Source organism: Dyadobacter chenhuakuii (assembly GCF_023821985.2).
Lineage (GTDB): Bacteria > Bacteroidota > Bacteroidia > Cytophagales > Spirosomataceae > Dyadobacter > Dyadobacter chenhuakuii.
On sequence record NZ_CP098805.1, the window covers coordinates 304004 to 323087 of the forward strand.

Here is a 19084-nt window from a genome sequence, read left to right on the forward strand (position 1 = left end):
GTCTTATATACGCCAAAACTACATCAATTACGTTTCTTAGGTTCATGTTGGATGCTTTTTTAACTTTTATTAACCAACACAAGCTGGATCTCGAAAAACAGCCATGCTTATTGACTGTGAGTGGGGGAGTGGACTCCGTTGTAATGCTTCATCTGTTTCACAAAGCCGGTTTTCCCGTCGGCATCGCACATTGTAACTTCGGGTTAAGAGGCGCGGAGTCCGATGGAGATGAAGAGTTTGTTGAGCAGCTTGCCCAAGCATACGGTTTTCCGTTTTTTGCCAAACATTTTGATGTAAAGTCCTTTGCAAAGGAAAAGGGCATCTCCACGCAGATGGCTGCGCGCGACCTGCGATACCAATGGTTTGAAATGCTAAGAACCACAAACGGCTACACATACAGTGCCACCGCCCACCACGCAAATGATTCGCTGGAAACAACCCTTTTAAATCTCACTCGCGGAACAGGATTATCGGGCCTACACGGCATTTCAGGCATCAACAATCATCTCATCCGCCCATTGCTCCTGGCCACCAAAGAGCAAATTCTGACCTACGCGCAAGAGAACGCGCTAACATGGAGAGAGGACCGCTCGAACGCTTCGGACGACTACAAGAGAAACCTGATCAGGCACAAGGTTGTGCCCGTTTTGCAGCAGCTAAATCCGTCATTGGAATCCACGTTCATCCACTCCTCCGCAAAACTGTCAAGTGCAGATCGGTTGCTGAAAGAAATGCTGGACGAATGGGCCAAAGGGGTTGTTGTGAAGGAGGGGGAGCAGGTGAGGATTAGTAAGGCGAAGATTGTTTTGGAGAGCGAGCCGGGGTATAGGCTATGGCATATTTTGCAGGATTATGGATTTGCATATGCGCAAGTAGAGAAAATTATTGTGGGATTGAATGGGATTTCGGGAAGGCAGTTTAACTCCGAATCTTACACATTGCTAATAGATCGACAAGATTTAATCCTCAAAAATGTGGCCATTGCAGCGTCTGATGACGAGATCAAAATAGAGGAAAGTCAATCCGAAGTTTATTTTGCCGGACGATTGATCTCGCTATACAAGAAGAGCCGCAATTCAAACGATGAGCTTCCTAGTAACAAAAGCATAGTTTCCATCAATTATGATAAATTGGTTTTTCCTTTAAAAATTAGAAAATGGGAAGTAGGAGATTCGTTCCGACCGCTGGGCATGAACGGCAGGCGAAAGAAGTTAAGTGATCTTTTCGTCGATTTGAAGATGGATAGATTTGCAAAGGAACAGGTACTGGTACTTTTGAATGGCAATGGGGAAGTTATTTGGGTGGTAGGAGTGAGGTTAGACGAGCGGTACAAGGTTCATGAACGTACAGCGCATATCTTGCAGGTAGTAGTGAGCTAGAATGATAATTCAGTTATGCACATTGTACTAGATACAAATATCATACGTCAGGACTGGAGATTGAAATTAGTAGCTTTTAATCTCCTGCTTGATTATTCAGCAAAAACCTGGTCGCCGATTGTCCTACCTGAAATCGTCATGATGGAAATTGGACGTCTCTTTGATACAGAGGTAAGAAAGGCTTTTTCTCAATTTGAAAATTCATTTAATGAATTACAGAAACTTATTAGAGAAGACTCTCTAAACCACCTCTCTATTCCGGACTTTACAAGCGTTCGTCTTGAATATGAAGAATATTTGCGTACAAAGCTTCACCGTTTTTACTTCACTGAAATACCCAGCAAGTCTGACATACTCCCGGCCTTCTGTTCCGTTGGCAAAATGACATTAAGCCCTTCAAAGCAGGGAAGGATGCTTTCAGAGATTCCATTATCTGGCTCTCTGTTCTTGACTTAGCAAAAAAACATCCAGGAGACACAGTGTGTTTTATATCAGCTAATGTTCATGACTTTGGGGATAGAGAAGGCAATAATCTGCATCCTTATCTGCAAAATGAGACTGAACAGCTTGGACTGGATGTAAGATATTTTCGATCTCTGAATCATTTCAATGCGGTTCATGCAAACCACCTAAATTTTCTTGACGAGCAATGGCTTAGCACTAACATTGACTGGGAATTTTTAAATTTGTCGGTATTGGAAGGGGTCCGCGGAATCCATTGCGGTTATTACTTTGAAACCTTTGAAAGAAATATTGTCAGGGACTATAACGGTATATTGAATTATGACCCCTTGCAAGCTAAATATGATCAATCCATTTCAATGTTCAATGTTGGTTGCAAAGCACCCGATGAATTTGATGTGTGGATGAGCTTAGGCGGTACAGCTATCGTCGAATATTTATTGGATGATGAGCATTACAACTTTGTAGCAGTTCATTTCCACACAAAGGTCAATGTCCGGATAAGAGACAAAATTATAATTGGTTATGAAGCTAACTATTATGACGAGAACTCGGGATTGTCTATCGAAGGTGCGTGTGAGATTTTATATTTTGCATAGGCCTTATTTTTTTTAAGATGAGCTATTGCGCAGAAAGATTTTGTTTTTACCTTTGCACCACGTTTCGCACACGGCGAAGTATTTAGAGAGATGGCAGAGTGGTCGATTGCGACGGTCTTGAAAACCGTTGACTGTAACAGGTCCGGGGGTTCGAATCCCTCTCTCTCTGCAGGACATGATGTCAAAACATTCAAAAACCCCGTTTAAGCGCTTTAAACGGGGTTTTTGATTTTTACGGACTACCAAAAAATTCAAAAATTCCCAATGTTTTTTGACGTTAATCATGGAACAAGGTTTTGATCCAGAATGACGCAGAAAAAGGCACTTAACTAGCTGGTTAGCAAGATGTTCACCCCGTAAACATCTTGCGTTTCAATGATAACAATTCGATTTTTGTTCATCTAAAACCAGTTGTATTATGTTAGAAAACAGTTTCGGGTTGAATTTCTTTTTGAAAACCCCAAGAACAGAAAACGAAGATGGCACGCGAGCAGTCTACCTCCGTGTCACAGTGAACCATCAAGCTAGAGACATTACCACAAGACGAACGTGGCATCCGTCCAAATGGAATGTGAGGGCCGGGAGAGCAACCGGGAACAAGGAAGATACAAAGGAGCTAAACGCCTATTTAGATTCGCTGACCACGAAAGTTTTTCAAGCTAAGAAAGCTCTACTCGACGCAGATAAAGAGTTGACAGCTGACGCGATCAAAAATCTGATGCTTGGGAAGGAAGAGAGCAAAATGACAATTCTCAAAATCTTTAAGGAGCACAATGACCAGGTCGCTGCACTTGTCGGCACCGACTTTGCTCTCGGGACGCTAGAACGATATGAGACTTCGCTCAAACATACTCGCGAGTATATCAAATGGAAATACAAGGAAGACGATTTTGATATCAAGAAGCTCGACTATGAATTCATATCACAATTCGAGTTTTGGTTCAAAGCCAAAAAGAAGATTAGTCATAACACTACAATGAAGTATTTGGCTAACTTCAAAAAGATTGTTTTGCTATGCGTGAAAAGAGGTTGGCTCTTACGTGATCCTTTCTACGCCTTCAAGTTTTCAAAACGCGAGGTTGACCGGCAGGCTTTGACTGAAAGCGAACTGAAAAAGGTTTGGGATAAGGAAGTAGGCGATGGGCGTCTGGCATACGTCAAGGATATTTTTCTTTTCTGCTGTTACACCGGGTTAGCTTACGCTGATGTATACAAATTGAAGCGAACCGAAATTGTAGAAGGTATCGATGGCGGAAAGTGGATTACTACTAAACGGCAAAAAACGGACACGCCTTCAAGAATTCCACTGCTACCAATGGCGTTGGAAATAATGGAGAAATATGAAGATCATCCGCAGTGTGAAAATGAGAACAGGGTGTTGCCGGTGCTTTCCAATCAGAAGATGAATGCTTATTTGAAGGAGATTGCGGATTTGTGTGGGATAAAGAAGAATATTACTTTTCACCTGGCTCGGCATACATTTGCGACCACTGTGACTTTGACGAATGGGGTGCCGATTGAAAGTGTGTCAAAGATGCTAGGCCATCGGAATATCAAGACTACTCAGCAGTACGCAAAGATTGTCGATAGGAAGATTAGTGATGATATGGCAAAATTGAAGCAAATATTGTTGAGATAAGGCATCACCTGTCGGCACGGAGGACTTAGAATCCTGCGAGCCGAAACGCTCGTACGGGTTGGATTCGCGTACGCGATACTGATTATCAAGAGGTTATACAGATTGTTGTGTAACCTCTTTTTCATTGGCACAACATAAGTACAACAATTATTTTACCTAAATTAGGTTTTTGTGTAGGCTTCCCGTTTTTGTACGCTTTCCATTTTTAGAGCGGCGGTGATTTAGACTTGATTGTTGATTGTAACAGTTAATTCTTCTTTTTCATGGCATTTCAACAGTATGTGCTTCTGATTTGGCGTTAGTCGCTTCAGTGACCTGTGCGGGTGCTTACTGTTGTAATTGTTAAGCCATTTGTCCGACAAAATGTAGTTGTTCCAGAGAGTCAAAAAGTAAGCATCCAGGACCGCCCGGCGGCCCGGGTCTTCTCGGTAGGTTCTGTTTAAGCGTTCATCGTACCCATTTCGCATCGGCTTACCGGGCTGAATAAATTTTTGCTCAATTTGTTTTTCCTCGCACAATTTTAGCTAGTTTGTTACTAATGAACTCGGTGGCATTGTCGGATCTTATTGACAGTGGCAATCCTCGTTCGTATTCCAACTGCTGCAAGACGTGTATGACTTTCCCGGCACAAAGGGAGTAGTCCGCATGCGCTGCAAGTGCCTCTCTGCTAGCGTCATCCATGACAACCAATGTTCGGACACGTCGGCCAGAACTAAGAGCATTGCTGACAAAATCCATGCTCAAGGTCTAATTCAAAGCTTTCGACTCAATTATAGGCTGTTAGGCCTTTTTAAAATGCGTCTTTTTCGCTTACGCCTTAATTTAAGATCCATACTTCGATAGATTCGAAGTACCCGTTCCCGATTCCATGGTAGGCCTGTATTTCTCAAATTAACGTAATACCAATCAAATCCTCTTGTCGGATGTTCTTCCGCCAACTGATTAAGGATGTCTATATGAGGCAGGTCGTTCTTGACCGTTTTGTAATAAAAGACGCCGGTACTTAAATGCAAAACTCTGCACGCCCACTTAATGCTAAATCCAGCTTCCTGAGAAATATCCGATACCATTAGCGGCTTCTGAGCAGGCCTTAGAGCTTTTTTCGATAATATCTTTTGCTAGTCTGTGATCGAGCGCCAACTCTGCATACATGTGCTTCAGGCGGCGGTTCTCCTCCTTGAGTGCCTTTAACTCCGATAATTCTGAAGCACCCATACCGCTGTATTTCTTTCGCCAATTGTAAAATGAAGCCTTAGAGACGCCATTTTCCTGAGCGCCGTCATTCCCCTGTTTGCCAGAATCCAAGTCTTTAAGGAATTTGACGATCTGAGTTTCTGTGAATGTGTTTCGTTTCATAGCAGATTAAAATTAGAAAATTTGTCCAATTCATCACCACTCTGCTTTTAGGGAAGCTTACAACGATAAGCATATTGAGGACCAGTGAGCAAGAACGTCTGCATCAATCGTTCGAAGCGGTCACCTTTGTCGCGTTCAGAGAATGCAAGTTACGTTAATGATTTAATAGCGAGGTGAAGGTCTTCGGCACTTGGACAATGATTAAATTAACATCCATGCAAACAAGAGCTACTTTTTGTTGCATAGACAAGGTAAGTAAAACATCTAGACTTAAAAAGGTAGACAATAAGGAATTGGCCGCGGAAAATCTTGGCGTTACATCGCCAAGAGCACTTTTGAGTTTCCTCTAGTCCGTTCCTTAGATCTTTACATACTGGTTTGTAAAATTGGGACTATGGAGGTTTACTCCTTGACTTTGGCCGATTAGACCGAATTCAATAGGCGCTTCAATATAATCACGAGCTACAAAAACCTTTTCAGCGATGTCATCTGCGAGAGACGCTAGATTAAGTGTGATTTCATTGACTTGAGGCTGTCGAACAATGGTCAAAGGGGGATCTTTTAAATTCAGGATGGAATACAGGTTAAATGCAGTGATTTTACCATTTTTATTGCGAAAACTGTGCCGCCTGCAACCAAACGAACAGCTTATGAAGAAGAAGCTGAGAATCAAGAATTGAGAAACATGCAATTAAGCGTTGCACAAAACTCGCTCTTTTTGAAGCGCTAGGCCGGTGGATTATAACCGAAGGCATCAGCGTAAAAAATGGCAATTTGCTAGAATATCCAAAACCCAATGCGAATTCCCGCTCTTCTGAATCTCGCATTAACTTCCTGATTTGGTGTAGAGGATAGATTCGTTGCACTCCTATCATAAATACTCGCCAGTCCATAATTTGCGTATGCATCAATGGAGAACTTCCCAATGTCCAAACCTATTCCTCCCTGCCCGGAAAGTAGGAAGTTGTTCAACTGAGATTTATCAGACGTTTCTATAGTTGCCGAGTAATTTCTGTATCGATACATCACTGGGATAATGCCTTCCGCGCCAATCTTTATATTTGGTTTTATTTTTCCAGTCTGTAAAATATGGAATTTAATATTTATCGACCCACTTGCTCCGACAACTTTGAAATTTTCTAATGCTAAATCGTCTGCATTTAACGAATTGTAATTTGTGCTAAAATATTCTATGCTCATAAGAATGCTGGACGGACTACCCGGATCGCGAAATGAAAATTGAAGGCCAGCAGTCGTTGTAATACCGTAGCTTATATCATACTCGTTGTCGTTGATTTTATACATCGGCTTGTTCGCACCAATACTACCCGAAGCACCCAATGCGAATTTATGCCTATTGCGGAAGTTTTTAATTTTGTTTATTAAAGGCTCGATCTCTAAATTCCTAGATAGAGTGTCACAAACCACTAAAAGTTTAATCCGATCGATATAGTTATTCGCCTCATTATATTTTCCATTTTGAATTGATTTTTTAACATTAGCAACAAATGCGTTGAAGGATCGCATATCTGCTCCTATTCGGTTAATAGAGTCTAGTAGGCTGTTGTAGGACTGTAATATTTTATTTTTTTCATCGCAGTCAAGTAATTGAAGCTCACCAGCCTGCCACGCTTTTTTTGAAGCCAAAAGATTACATCTTTTAAGCTCATTTCTTGCTAACATCATGTCAGTTTTAAATTCATCTATTCCAATGCAGTTGGTATTAGAGGTAATTGCTTTTTCTAATTCAGTAATTTCATTTTCTTTTTCCGGTAACCCTATTCCTTTCGCAACTTCTAAAAAATGTTTTGCCTTTTCATAATCATTATTTTTCACAGCCATAATAGAAAAGCCAAGATTCACCCTATATTTATCGTTTTTTAAGCATCTCGTTAGGCTTCTATTAATTTCATCCGGTAAGTCTTCAAAGTAATGGACCATATCTTCTGCGCTAACAAAGGCACTTTTGACAGTTTCTGCATTATCCAGTCTTCTGCTAAGAGTATCAATTTTATTACGAATACTTATATACTGTCTGAGCTTTGATACAAAAGTTGCTGATTGGGTAAACTCTGATTTATGTTCCTGAACATATCCCAGTAGAGCATCTGTTTCACAATTTTGAGCTAAACTTAGCAACACATTTTTCCCCTCTATCTGAGCAATGACGATTTGTATTTTTGTTTCAATGCTCGGCAAAACTGGAACACCTTTAATATCTCTGTATTTACCATAGGCAACTTTTTCCAGCTCCAAACCTTTTCCTATACTTTGCTGAACCAACTGCTGCCACTGAACCACTTCTTGGATCATGTGTAAGTCGTCTTCATACTTCTTTCCAAGGAGAAACGATGTGTTGCCAAAGGTTTTCGCGAGGCGATAATCCTTCAACGCCCCTTGAATGTCCATAGCTAACAGCTTTTTATAGGCTTTATATGAATACTCGGCCGCAAGGTTCCTTCGTTGCAAATCCTTTAATTTTGAATTATCCGGCGGACCTAATAGCCGAATACACTCTTCTATTTTCCTTTCAAAAGCACCTAAGCTGCCGACTCCATCAATACTCCTGTGCCTTTTAAACATCGCAATAGCCTCGGAAAATTTTCCTTCCTTTTGCAATTTTAAACCTTCAGAATAAATATTTTTAAGGTTTTGAGTTTGTTTGAACCGATACGAGAATCCAGGATTATCTAGTTCCAATCTATAAATGCTAAGAGCCATATCGAAGTTTCCGATCTCTAATTGCTGTGCGGCCTGATCCCACTCTTCCCATTGCGAACTTTTGAACTTCCGTTGAGCAGTAACCTGATTATATATAAAAATTATGAAGAGGATAGATAGAAAGTATCTCATTTGCAGGTTTTTGAATTTGGATTCGCTGTTAGAATCGCAGCCAGTTGATAATTGCACTCTGCAATATATTGCAACCCGGGCAAGTTAAGGTTACATCTTTTGTCTCCTTCCTCCATAAATTGCTGTGCTACTTTTGCAAGGGATGCTACCTGGCGTTCTTGCGGTAATGATTTGTTAAGCTCGATAACTTTCACGAAGATTTCTTCTGCTGCATCACAATCATCTGGCGCTATCTGCTGTCCCTGTAACAGCAACGTTTCTATTTGTTTTATTTTTTCTTCCTCAAGATTTTGCTTATTCCAATACAACCCCGCAAGCCCCACCAAAATGATAAGAAAGCCCAAGAGGATAGACTTCCACAATGGAATTGGCCTACTATTCACTTCGACGGTACATTCTGAAGTAACGGAATGTAATTCGTTTCTCGCAGTAAGTACATATGTTGTCGTTGATTCAGGCGCAATGGTCAAGTTGTTTTTGCCAGTTACATTTAGGCTGTGGGGAGAAATACTTAATTGGGTACCATTCTGTACTTCCCAGTTCAGTTGTGTGAACTCGCCTTTATACACAAACGTATCACAAGAACGAAACGCTTTAATGACTACTGGTTTGATAACGGTTACCAGTGTTGTTTCCTCTATTACCGTTTTGTCATCCAGCGCGGTGATAATCAGTTTGTATACTTGACTGCGAGAGGGTGAAACCAATATCGACCCATCTAAAGGCACGTCCGAAATCCCAAGTCCTGTATCCAATTTTACGGAGTTTGCGTTTTCAATATTCCAGGTTAGTTCGGTAGAAGAATTGAAAACCAATTGCTGTTGCCGAGCCAAAAACTTCACAACCTTTGTACGCGCAACAACATTTACCTGGACCTGTTGGGTCACTGTCCCCAATTCATTATCGACCATTAGAGTCAGTAAACTGCTTTTCTCAGGATGCAGTATGATACTTGCTGACGCATGACTAACGATTATGGTTCCATCATTTATGCTGGCATTGGTAAAATAGCCATCAATTTCCCAATATAAGGTTACAGTATCTCCTTCTATGACCGTTTCCTTGTCTAGAATGAAAGTTTTTATTTTCGGCGCAGTTAGGTAGTTATAGAAAGGTTCAATATTTAAGTAACTAGCTTCCTCCAAAAATCTTGAAAGAACCATTAAAAGAACATCTATATGCTTTGACAACCCTTTTATATCACTGTAGATCTTACTCTCTCCAAATTTGTCAAAATCTTGTTCCGTAAACAGCAGATACTGAGTATCCGAAAGCTGATATTTTCTCCATAAACTAGGCTTCTCAATCAACGCTAAGATTGATAAATATATAATCAACTCAGAGAAATAATCTGACTTCAAAGACGCCTTACTACCTTGGAATCGCGACGGATGCTGATAACCTTTTAAGCCTGTAACTATTTCTTTTTGCCCCACAATGGCCGGAATACATATAGAATCATAATCTAGTAGACGAATATTCTCCGAATAATCAATAAGTATATTTCCTTCCTGAAGATCTCCATGGGAAATCGAGTTTCTTCTTAACTCCTTTGTCATTTCTAGGAATTTTTCACTAAGCCCGGTTAATTTTTGCTTGTTATTTAGGTTTTCCTCTATATAGTTCTTTAACAGCTTGCCGTCCAACCATTCCATGTGTATTGTATCCAACAATACTCCATTGACCAACAAACCATTTTCACTGTAAATAAAGTCCGCAAAATAGGGAAGCTTTGTATTACTAAGATAATTAGAAATCGTTTTGTACCGCTCTTGATTATTCCCCATTGGAAGGTGCCAAACTCTAAGAGCCCATTTTGTAGACAGATGTTTCAACTGGAATACCATATTGAAGCCTCCAACAAATACATAGGGGCTCCCGTTGGGATTCAATTTTACTTTGGCGCCACTAAGTTGGAAAACACGAAGAAACAGATCTACATTTTTTACAGCTGTTATTATATCTTGCTTCGTAACCGCCATTCTAAAATTTATTATAAATTGACTTTAACTTGCTGTTTGCTTTGTCATCTTTTTCATTCCCTGCTAATTTCTCCCACTTGACCATTATGCTTTCTATAGGCAGCAATTTTACCTGATTCTCCTTGATTCCAAATCCATAGCGTGGGTTGATACTTTCGAATTTAGCATTAAATTTAGCAATTACTTCAGGCTGACCTTTAATAATTACAATATTCTCGTCATTAATTCGAGCTTTAAACGTCCAATTATATGAGCCCGTAATCAATACGCAATTGTCAATAATGCAGAATTTGTTGTGCATTAAACTGTCCTTAGCCCCTTGGTTTATATCGCCTATATAGCCGACATAGCCATTGTTCATAAGCAGCTCTTTGAAATCGACTCTTGAATTTTTATTGAAATCGTGGCGTGCTATGATTATAATAACTTCAACACCTCTATTTTGGGCACGGAGTATACTTTGGTAGATATCTATATCTGTAAACCAAGCAACGCAAATTTTCAAACTGCGGTTTGATAAATCAATTTGATTAATTATTTGGAGGTATATATCTTTAAAATAAACTTCAGTCATTTTAAAACTTGTCTATTATCATTTTGGTGTTAGGCAATTCTGTTTTGCGCGTAGCTTGCGAATTTTGTTGCTTAGTCCATTTATCGAAAATGCCTTCCTTGGCTACCTGGAGTTTATTCATCAGCAAATCTTCCAATGGTCTTAGTTTAAGAAAATCCGTTTTTTTAAGTTCTTCGACTAATTTGACGGTTAATTCAGCTATTTCAGAATGAGTCGAATTCAAAAGGCCGTTTATTAGAGAAGAACTATTACTATCAGAAAAGTCTTCTTTTGAAAAAAGCAAATCTTCCGTTTCGTGATAATTTTGCCACAGTGCAGGCTTATCTTCAAATACAAGTAATGAAAGGTAAATAACCAATTCAGAAAAATAGTCAAGTTTCGAATTGATAAATTGATTTCCCTGTCTGGATGGATGCTGATAGCCAGAAAGTCCCTTAATTGCGTCAGTCATACCTTCTAGCGGCTTTATGTACATGGAATCATAGTCGATAATTGTCAAACTAGCATCTGGATTGACCAAGATATTACCATGTTGCAAATCGCCGTGTGCAATGTTCTTATTATGGAAGTAGCCGACCATCTCTTTGAAATTCTCTCGTACTTTGCTAATTAGCTTAGGGTTAGAGTAAATGTTTTCATTTATAAAGGTTTTTAGCGTCTTTCCGTCCACCCAATCCATCATTACAATTGGACATGCGCTTCCATTTATTAATAACGCATTGTCTAGATATTGGAATTCACAAAAGTATGGGCTCTTTAATGAAGAAAGAAAAGACGAAATTTCCAGACTTCTCTTTTTTGCGTCCCCAATATCCGCAATCCAACAACGGACAGCTACTTTCTTTGAATCCTTGGTATGGAATGGGAACACAGTTGTATACCCTCCGGAATACTGAATTATTCGAGAGCCTTTCTGAATAACCGAGCCGCCAACTAGTTCATCAACTTTATAACTTACTTGCGGATTTCGCATTGCCGTTACTAGATCGGTTCTTGAAGGATAAATAGTTCCCATATTCTAAAATTTATGAAATATGGTCTCCACGTTTCGACTTAAATTCTCGGTTAGTTCATCCTTTATCATCTCGCCGTTCTGATCTTTTGTCTCAAGTTGATCGGTGTCAAAATCGGGTTCTTTCTTTCCCGGCATGACCTCTGAATTATTTTCCCCCTTGGAACCATCGATTGTAGTGGCTTGTTCCGTATTATATATCACTTCTTTACTAGGGAGTCCTTCTTGTGTTATTTGTGGTTCTTCACTTACGTAACCTAGAATTTCTGCAATGCCCGTTTTCTGAATGTCGTATGAATGCAATTTTTCATCCACTCGGAAGTGAGGATCATTCTTTCCTTCTAAGTCTTCCTGCTCCTTTTTTATTAAATCAGATAACATTGAGACTTTGACTTCAGAGTAACTAAAATGTTCTTTTCCATCATCTGATAATTCAATTATTAATATTGCCGAATCATCATCGTTCAGTCTATTTGAATTCCGCTCGTCTTCAATAATGGAAAAAAGGAAATGTTCCTGGGTAGCTATGTTTTCTAATTTTTCAATCGCTTGTTTTATACCAATACCTTTCAAAAACCACTCGGCGAGTGCATCCGTCATTAAATAAAAGGTGCCTTCTGCCAGTGTTTCATCAATTATTTTTTCCTCGTGGCCTTTATGATTGTTTCCTATACTAGAAAGATAATCAGGAAAGTTATCGAAGACAATAGGTTGAGATTTGCTGGATAGGATAGTGGTTTCATTTTCAAGTTGAGTGCTACCCCTTGGAACAAAAAACAGGAAACTGTCACCAAGGGCCTGAGCAGTCCACGTTTTCTTATCTACAAGAAATTGAAGTCCCACGAAAGTAGCTAGTCCAGGCACCTTATTGTTATATGCATTTCGAGTATAATATTTCACATTTTCAAGCTGCATCCTAATATCAACTTCTTCTTGCCAGTCTTCCTGAGATTTTTTTATGAATTCACCCTGATTCAGATGGTCGTGGAAGACATAGTTTTTAACTAGGTGTTTTGACCAAATTTTTGGAAAAAATGACTTTGATACACCATCGGAGATTGCAAATTTATTATACTCTTGGCTGAAATTATAATTGTCTGCACAGTCTGAATATAACTCATTTTTTTTACTAGTAATGAATCCTTTTATCTTTATTTTCATTTATCTTCCTGTATCTGAAGCGTTGCTATCGCAATTTAATTATTGCAACTAGTTTGTTTTTAGGTCATTGCCACTCATAGAACCAAACTGTATAAATTTGGTCATAGTAATAGGATCAGCATTTGAAACAAACCCACGTGAATTGTCATCAAGTACAAAATCGTACTGTTGAGCAGAAGTTTTAAAACTATTTGGCACTAGACTTGAAACATTGAATAAAAATGCAGCTTGTTCGTCCAATTGCGAATCATTATTAGTAAATTCATGTTTTGGAGAGCCATTTCCTAAATGAACATTAAATAATAACGGATTCCCATCATTCGTTATAATTTCCATTATTTCTTTGGCAACTCTTATTGATTTAACCTTCTCTTCATTTGGTATGCCATTGTATGGCATACCATCAGAGATATTTATTATAATTGGTGCCGGATTTTCTGGCTTTTTAGTTATCCAACCATCAATTAGCTGTTTCGCGAAGGAAAAGGCGTCGCCCATAGGAGTTCGTCCATTTCTTGGAGATTTAGGTTCTAAAAATATTGGAATTTCGACATTAACTTCAATAAATCCGCCATTCCCATCAGGTTGCTTCTGTTTGCCTTTTTCAATCTTTATTGGATTATCGCCAAATGAACTCAAGTAATCAGACCTTAAATCATCAACGGAATTCCCTCCGTTTCCACCGTAACCAATTAAGGAAATGAAAACTCTATCTTTAATTTTATCCCCGTCCATATTGGTGTTTACTAACTCGGAAATTGTTCTGTTAATTACGGATGCCGTAAATTCCGCCTTGGTTTTCCCTTCTGCATATTTCTCACTCATTGATCCTGATTGATCGACTAAGAATATAATGTAGCCTGGATGGGCAGAACTCCATTGTTTTGAATTGTCCGTACTATTCATATTAATTTATGTTTAAATTTTTTACGTTAGTCAACATTATACTCCCAAACCCGTTTCGAAGTTCCATCTAAGACATATATTTTATCGCCTATACTGTATATTGTCGAAGTGGAAATAAAATGCGTAGGGGAATTAGATTTTTTTGTCCAGCTATTCGTGGCAGGGCTATACTGGAACCAGTCTAGAATGTTCTTTGATCCGTAGTAAATTTTACCCTGACATGCAACCATTGTGTTTTCTTGGTTACCGATGGTATTACTTGTTGGGTTGTCGAATGGGAAGGCATCTGCTTCAAACCAGTAATTCCCTCCTTTGTTAAAGCCGATCAATCTATTGGTTGGTAATAGAATATAAGGCGTATCATTGTTAGTACAATACCCTTTGTAGCCACTGGAAACCGGGAAGTTGGTCAAGTAAGACCATGAGTCATTTGCAGCATTATATAACATAGTGGAAGTACTTGTAGTTGCAGTATTTACGTTTAGGCCCAAGGAAAGAATCCCACCTGCTGACGTTGAAAATCCAACAGCTCCCGGCCGACCGATTGGCGAGGCATTTTCTTTTTTAGTCCAGGTGTCGTTTGTTGTGTTGTATTCCCACCAGTCGATCGGATATGTAAAGTTCTGGTAGACATATCCCAATCCGTAATAGATCTTATCTTGGTATAATAAAGCAGTGGCAAACTCGCGTTTTGTTCCCGGGAAACTTTTTACTTGTTTCCAAGCTTTTAGGCCTGGCTGATGCATCCAAACTTCATTTGTCAATTCATTGGTTGAAGAAAGTTTGCCACCTATTATAAATGCTTTGCCAAATATTCCCTCTGTGGTAATTACAGCGGCACCTCTTCGACTTGAAAATGGAGCTAATTCACCCGCTTCCCATGTATCGCTTTCAGGTACATATATTTCTATAACTGGACTGTAGACCGTTTCGCACTCTGTCACGAAATAACTTCGGAAATACACCGTTGAACCTCGTTTGTTCCATCCGGTCGCCCAGCCTCCGGATTTATTACCGGCATAGAAGTTCTTTTCATCGTTAATGGTAGGTTCCCTGTTGGTCGAAGACCAGCACAAGCCAGATCCTTTTATGTAATATTCTTTGGGTGTGTTAGTATTCCAGATCAATGAAATTGATCTGGCACTAACCGACCCTTTGGTTATACTAGCGGATAATAGAGCACTATTGAACTTGAACTGGAAGCTTTGAATATCACCGGCCGATAAACCTTTGTAAGTCTGTGTCAGATCGGGGTTCATGATACTTTCTTTGTCGCTTCCGTTGTAAGGTAGATCCAGCATCTGGCCAACATGATAAGCAATCGCTTTTTTCATCAAGCCCTCCGTCCATTGAAAATCGCTGTTTAAAAAGATAAAAGAGGAATCTACTCTTGTTAAGTCATAACTGGAAAATGAAAAGACGCCTTGACCCTCATTCTTTAGAAAATTCTCCTTAGTTAAAAACTGTATGCGGAGTTTACCATAAGCATTTTCACTGTTATTTTCTCCAAATTTAAGATAAGTGTCTTTGTCATTGAAATCATTAATTGCGCTAACAATCCACGTTTTATAAGAATCTGACGTGGATATAGCTTCGACGGCTATTGAATATGGAATGTAACAAGAGTACAATCCCAATTTGTTAAAGTTGGATGCACTTCCAAATGGTAGTATAACTTCTGGGACTACCTTTTGGCGATCTCTAGAACATGCCGAGCCAAGTAGAAGCAAAACGAAGATCGTAAGTTTTATCAATGGAGAAGGGGATCGAAGAAAAAGTATTAAAGATCAATCTAATATGTTGGTTATACAATAATGACTGAATTATATTTTTTTATTGGCAGTAAATCACCTGCGGCCGTCATTTTTTTTGCCACGGCAAAAAGGAGAACGAAAAGTAATTTAGATTCACATAAATCGCGCGTTGGGCAACAATGGTGGAGTATATCCAGTTATTGGAGCTTGAAAGTACATCGCCAATATGCCTGAACTGAAACGGCCAACGGTACTTGGCCCCGAATCTCCACAAACGGTTGTATTGAAGCCTAACTTAGAACTGACAGACTTAGACGTCACAATCATGCGCTGGGGATATACTACTAAAGGGGTTTTGAACCACGAACAAATCTCAGTAGTCTATAAAGATTTGATAACTTGCGCTCTCCACCTAGAATTGTGATTGAATTGACTGCTAAGCACCTCAGACGTGAATATAAGGCCCTGAATTATAGATTAGCGCCCATATATTGGTAGCAATATTTTTATTGAGCCCTACCTCACTTAATACGGGTAGGGCACAGAGCTGGCAATAATGAATGCCACATGTGCCAGCCAATTTAAACGGGCGTGAAATTGTATCTTGGTTCGGTTCAGCTGCCGGATAGATAAGCAAACTCCGGGATGCTCGATAATGATGGTTGTAAGTAAACATTTGTTTCAAGTCATCTCCAGAAGGAACAAGTTGGGTGTTCACTTTCCACTTGGTATCCACAATGATATTAGGCCACTCTTCATCCATGACCTCTTTCTTTTCCAAATAGATGTCTGGCTTGATACTATGATTGCCCCAAAACGGCTTTGTGTTTTGACAGCTAATATTATAGGCATCAAAAAGCGCAGACTTTCTGATTCTCTGCCAGACATACTGCTCCCAAACCTTATTCATGTCGAATAAGAGCGCTAAAACCGGCTTTCGCCCAGCCATTAAATCAGGATGGTAATTTAGAAGTAATAATTCACAGAGTTGAATAGCTGGCTGATAGACACTCGTCTTTCTATTATAAACCAGTTCATTGAATAGGTCTGAGCTAGTCAATATGTCTGCTTGTTGAGGAAAATTGAGTAGCAGCGTGCGGGTGCGGCCGACAAGTAAAGGTTGATAAGTCAGCAAAGGAATAAGTCTCAACGTTTTGTAAAGAAGCTGATTGAGTAGATTATCGTTGTCATAGGTAGGGTGGTCTACATAAAAGCGCTCCTGATGGGCGTAATTTTGGGTAATTTGCCGATGTACGACTAATCTGCCCTTACAAGCTCCCTTATTTTCCTGCATCCGCCGATAAGCCTTCAATAAACCCTGATGTTGCAATAATTCAACCTCATCTAGAAACACGGCTATATACAACTCAAGGATTGAATGGGGCTTGACACGAAGGGAAGCTTGAGTGGGGCTTCGAACATCTAGCAAACGGCTTTCAATCAGCATGCCTATAAGTACCTGTTGCCACAAATTACCATCACTCACTTTCCCGATTTTTGGTAAAATTTCGATCGTTAGTGATCCAACCCGGATTACACCTACATATTGACTAAACTGTACACCTTGGTGGATCAGTTTGAAGTAAGGTTGAGGCTGCTTCTCATAATATCGGGTCAAAGCCGTTAAATGCTGTTGTGTAAAAGTCGATGACTCGTTGGCGATGACTCGTAACTTATCGTGCTCAAATACCTGAATAATCGTATCTCTGTTCATACAGTTCACAAAATCCCCCTAATAGCGTCAAGGGTTACCGGTTTTAGATCCCACAGGACAACTTCCTCATACTCGCTGGCTAAATCGGCGTCAAAGTCAGCAAACGAGGCTATTGATATCCGCTCCCCAACAAATCCTCTGCCAAGCACCAAGCCGATTTTTCGGTAGTCGTTATAGAAGTACTCCTGTAATAAAGGAACAATGCTGTAGCTAAAGGCATCAACCAGCTGCTGTTCGGTCTCCACGCTAGTAAGAAAAGCATGGCCAACACGCTGCTCTCTATTTCCCAACCGTTCTAACCGGTGATTTATGGTCGTTAGCAGTTGATGCAGCGGAATGTCTGCAATAGAACGGTTTAATAAAGAGGGGTCAGGTGAGATCTCTCGGAAGATGAACCTGCGCCGTAATGCGGTATCGAGGGCTTCAATACTCCGATCAGCCGTGTTCATCGTGCCGATTACATATAGGTTCAAGGGAACACCGAAAGGTTTTTTGGAATAGGGTAAGATCAGACTTGTTATTTCTTGATCCGCGCCCAACCGCTTATTGGTTTCCAGCAGCGTTATCAACTCCCCAAACGTAGCTGATACATTCGCCCGGTTGATCTCATCAATAAAAAGTGCGTAAGGGGGAGCTTGTTCAAACCGGGTTTCACGTTCCTCCTGAGTCACTCCCAGAGCCTGTGACAAGGAGTCAAAGCCCGCTAGCTTAGCCGCTTCATCACAAGCCCTGTAGAAAATGCCAGGTTCAATAGTGTAGCTAATTTGTCCACTCCCAGTTTGGCTCACAATTGGCTTAAGCCCTTCGATGAAGTCTTCGTAGGTAAACGCCTGGTGAAAGGTGACGAATGAATAGCGTTTGGGTTTGCCCTCCTCGTGGAAGTAATCGAAAAGTTTTGTTTGTAGATAGTAGGTCTTACCCGTCCCCGGTGGGCCATACAGCAAGAGGTTTTTACTGGGTAAGATAGACGAATCGATTTGCATCGAGACCGGAATAGGAAGGTCTTCAGTAGAAAGACCGGATTCTTCCGGAGCACTATCAGTGGATGTTTTATACCGATCCTGACGAATCTTCATTTTTGCAAGCATGTGTTGAAATGCAGCCAGTTCAATCCGTTTTCCAGAAAAGTCAGGATACTCTTTTTTTGTGTCTGTAATAGCATCATCAACAGCAGGCAGAATCTCATCGATAAACCTTTTTAGTTCCCTAAGAGCATCCTCACCACCAGAATTTGACTTAGATGATTTGGGATAAATACCAAACCAAAGCATAGCATTTGACTTAATAGATTGTCTAAACTCTATTCCATGTTCAGTTAACTGAAATGCAATTTGATTTGCCAAATAATAGCATATCTGCAAGGCGGGATTTTTCTCATGGGCTTCTGCCGCGTTAGGCGTGAACACTTGAAAATAATACTCAAATCCATTATCTAACGGTTTCACTATAAAGCCGCAAAAATCAATAGACGCGCCCGGGTAGTAGATAGGTACGTGCCAGCAGGTAAATCCCAAATAATTTGACGCTTTCGTGCCGATGAAGTAATCGGCTTCGGCTCCCTTTGATGCCTTTTTGCGAACGGAGAAGGTAAATGAAGGATCTTGTTCGTGTTTATGCCAAAGCGTCTCATAGACGGCACTCTCTAGTTCGGGGTAAGTCATATTCGTGTCTGCCAGGTATAAATAATGGGTTT

16 protein-coding genes and 1 tRNA gene are annotated in these 19084 nt (G+C 40.1%); 5 read left to right on the forward strand and 12 right to left on the reverse strand.

All coding sequences use genetic code 11. From position 1 onward, the window contains the following. The first annotated feature begins 44 nt into the window (after positions 1-44). From tilS to NFI80_RS01345, 5 genes are all read left to right on the forward strand, one after another. A complete protein-coding gene (gene tilS, locus NFI80_RS01325; protein ID WP_255703550.1) occupies positions 45-1379 on the forward strand; it encodes a tRNA lysidine(34) synthetase TilS in 1335 nt (444 codons plus the stop codon). Positions 1380-1439: 60 nt separating this feature from the next. Further along, complete coding sequence (locus NFI80_RS01330) at positions 1440-1835, forward strand: hypothetical protein (RefSeq protein ID WP_252172090.1); 396 nt, start codon at positions 1440-1442, stop codon at positions 1833-1835. Next, the gene (locus NFI80_RS01335; protein ID WP_374759659.1) at positions 1811-2440 is read left to right on the forward strand and encodes a hypothetical protein; all 630 of its coding nucleotides are present in this window, start codon (positions 1811-1813) and stop codon (positions 2438-2440) included. Before NFI80_RS01330 ends, NFI80_RS01335 begins: the two co-directional genes overlap by 25 nt. 84 nt (positions 2441-2524) lie before the next feature. Beyond that, a tRNA-Ser gene (locus NFI80_RS01340) sits at positions 2525-2609 on the forward strand. Positions 2610-2858: 249 nt separating this feature from the next. Continuing rightward, positions 2859-4079: a site-specific integrase gene (locus NFI80_RS01345; RefSeq protein WP_235164429.1), complete on the forward strand. Its 1221-nt coding sequence runs from the start codon at positions 2859-2861 to the stop codon at positions 4077-4079. 221 nt (positions 4080-4300) lie between these two features. Here NFI80_RS01345 and NFI80_RS25640 read toward each other — a convergent pair whose 3' ends face one another. The 12 genes from NFI80_RS25640 to NFI80_RS01395 all read right to left on the reverse strand — a co-directional run bounded on the left by NFI80_RS25640 (position 4301) and on the right by NFI80_RS01395 (position 19052). Next, a complete protein-coding gene (locus tag NFI80_RS25640; RefSeq protein WP_374759657.1) occupies positions 4301-4597 on the reverse strand; it encodes an integrase core domain-containing protein in 297 nt (98 codons plus the stop codon). Further along, a complete protein-coding gene (locus NFI80_RS25645) occupies positions 4575-4817 on the reverse strand; it encodes a DDE-type integrase/transposase/recombinase (RefSeq protein WP_374759658.1) in 243 nt (80 codons plus the stop codon). Before NFI80_RS25645 ends, NFI80_RS25640 begins: the two co-directional genes overlap by 23 nt. 297 nt (positions 4818-5114) lie before the next feature. Then, entirely contained in the window at positions 5115-5435 is a 321-nt protein-coding gene (locus NFI80_RS01350) for a transposase (RefSeq protein WP_235164430.1), read from the reverse strand. Between the two features lie 777 nt (positions 5436-6212). Beyond that, positions 6213-8288, reverse strand: a complete 2076-nt coding sequence (locus tag NFI80_RS01355) for a PorT family protein (RefSeq protein WP_235164431.1) — start codon at positions 8286-8288, stop codon at positions 6213-6215. Then, positions 8285-10270: a protein kinase family protein gene (locus NFI80_RS01360; RefSeq protein WP_235164432.1), complete on the reverse strand. Its 1986-nt coding sequence runs from the start codon at positions 10268-10270 to the stop codon at positions 8285-8287. The genes NFI80_RS01355 and NFI80_RS01360 overlap by 4 nt, the downstream gene beginning before the upstream one ends. Position 10271: 1 nt before the next feature. Beyond that, a complete protein-coding gene (locus NFI80_RS01365) occupies positions 10272-10844 on the reverse strand; it encodes a phospholipase D-like domain-containing protein (RefSeq protein WP_235164433.1) in 573 nt (190 codons plus the stop codon). Position 10845: 1 nt separating this feature from the next. Further along, entirely contained in the window at positions 10846-11859 is a 1014-nt protein-coding gene (locus NFI80_RS01370; RefSeq protein WP_235164434.1) for a protein kinase domain-containing protein, read from the reverse strand. 3 nt (positions 11860-11862) lie between these two features. Next, complete coding sequence (locus NFI80_RS01375) at positions 11863-13017, reverse strand: hypothetical protein (protein ID WP_235164435.1); 1155 nt, start codon at positions 13015-13017, stop codon at positions 11863-11865. A 48-nt stretch (positions 13018-13065) separates the two neighbouring features. Next, positions 13066-13923: a vWA domain-containing protein gene (locus NFI80_RS01380; RefSeq protein WP_235164436.1), complete on the reverse strand. Its 858-nt coding sequence runs from the start codon at positions 13921-13923 to the stop codon at positions 13066-13068. Positions 13924-13949: 26 nt separating this feature from the next. Continuing rightward, a complete protein-coding gene (locus NFI80_RS01385; protein WP_235164437.1) occupies positions 13950-15554 on the reverse strand; it encodes a Kelch repeat-containing protein in 1605 nt (534 codons plus the stop codon). Positions 15555-16122: 568 nt separating this feature from the next. Beyond that, positions 16123-17391 carry an McrC family protein gene (locus NFI80_RS01390; RefSeq protein ID WP_235164438.1) on the reverse strand — a complete coding sequence of 423 codons (1269 nt, stop codon included), beginning with the start codon at positions 17389-17391 and terminating at the stop codon, positions 16123-16125. A 5-nt stretch (positions 17392-17396) separates the two neighbouring features. Further along, on the reverse strand, positions 17397-19052 hold the full coding sequence (locus NFI80_RS01395) for an McrB family protein (protein ID WP_235164439.1): 1656 nt from the start codon (positions 19050-19052) through the stop codon (positions 17397-17399). Positions 19053-19084: the final 32 nt, after the last annotated feature.

Bases quoted from the DNA above. Each gene is read 5' to 3' on its own strand.
- tilS (WP_255703550.1), top strand. From the start codon at position 45: ATGTTGGATGCTTTTTTAACTTTTATTAACCAACACAAGCTGGATCTC.
- NFI80_RS01345 (WP_235164429.1), top strand. From the start codon at position 2,859: ATGTTAGAAAACAGTTTCGGGTTGAATTTCTTTTTGAAAACCCCAAGA.
- NFI80_RS25645 (WP_374759658.1), bottom strand. From the start codon at position 4,817: ATGGATTTTGTCAGCAATGCTCTTAGTTCTGGCCGACGTGTCCGAACA.
- NFI80_RS01350 (WP_235164430.1), bottom strand. From the start codon at position 5,435: ATGAAACGAAACACATTCACAGAAACTCAGATCGTCAAATTCCTTAAA.
- NFI80_RS01355 (WP_235164431.1), bottom strand. From the start codon at position 8,288: ATGAGATACTTTCTATCTATCCTCTTCATAATTTTTATATATAATCAG.
- NFI80_RS01360 (WP_235164432.1), bottom strand. From the start codon at position 10,270: ATGGCGGTTACGAAGCAAGATATAATAACAGCTGTAAAAAATGTAGAT.
- NFI80_RS01365 (WP_235164433.1), bottom strand. From the start codon at position 10,844: ATGACTGAAGTTTATTTTAAAGATATATACCTCCAAATAATTAATCAA.
- NFI80_RS01370 (WP_235164434.1), bottom strand. From the start codon at position 11,859: ATGGGAACTATTTATCCTTCAAGAACCGATCTAGTAACGGCAATGCGA.
- NFI80_RS01375 (WP_235164435.1), bottom strand. From the start codon at position 13,017: ATGAAAATAAAGATAAAAGGATTCATTACTAGTAAAAAAAATGAGTTA.
- NFI80_RS01380 (WP_235164436.1), bottom strand. From the start codon at position 13,923: ATGAATAGTACGGACAATTCAAAACAATGGAGTTCTGCCCATCCAGGC.
- NFI80_RS01390 (WP_235164438.1), bottom strand. From the start codon at position 17,391: ATGAACAGAGATACGATTATTCAGGTATTTGAGCACGATAAGTTACGA.
- NFI80_RS01395 (WP_235164439.1), bottom strand. From the start codon at position 19,052: ATGACTTACCCCGAACTAGAGAGTGCCGTCTATGAGACGCTTTGGCAT.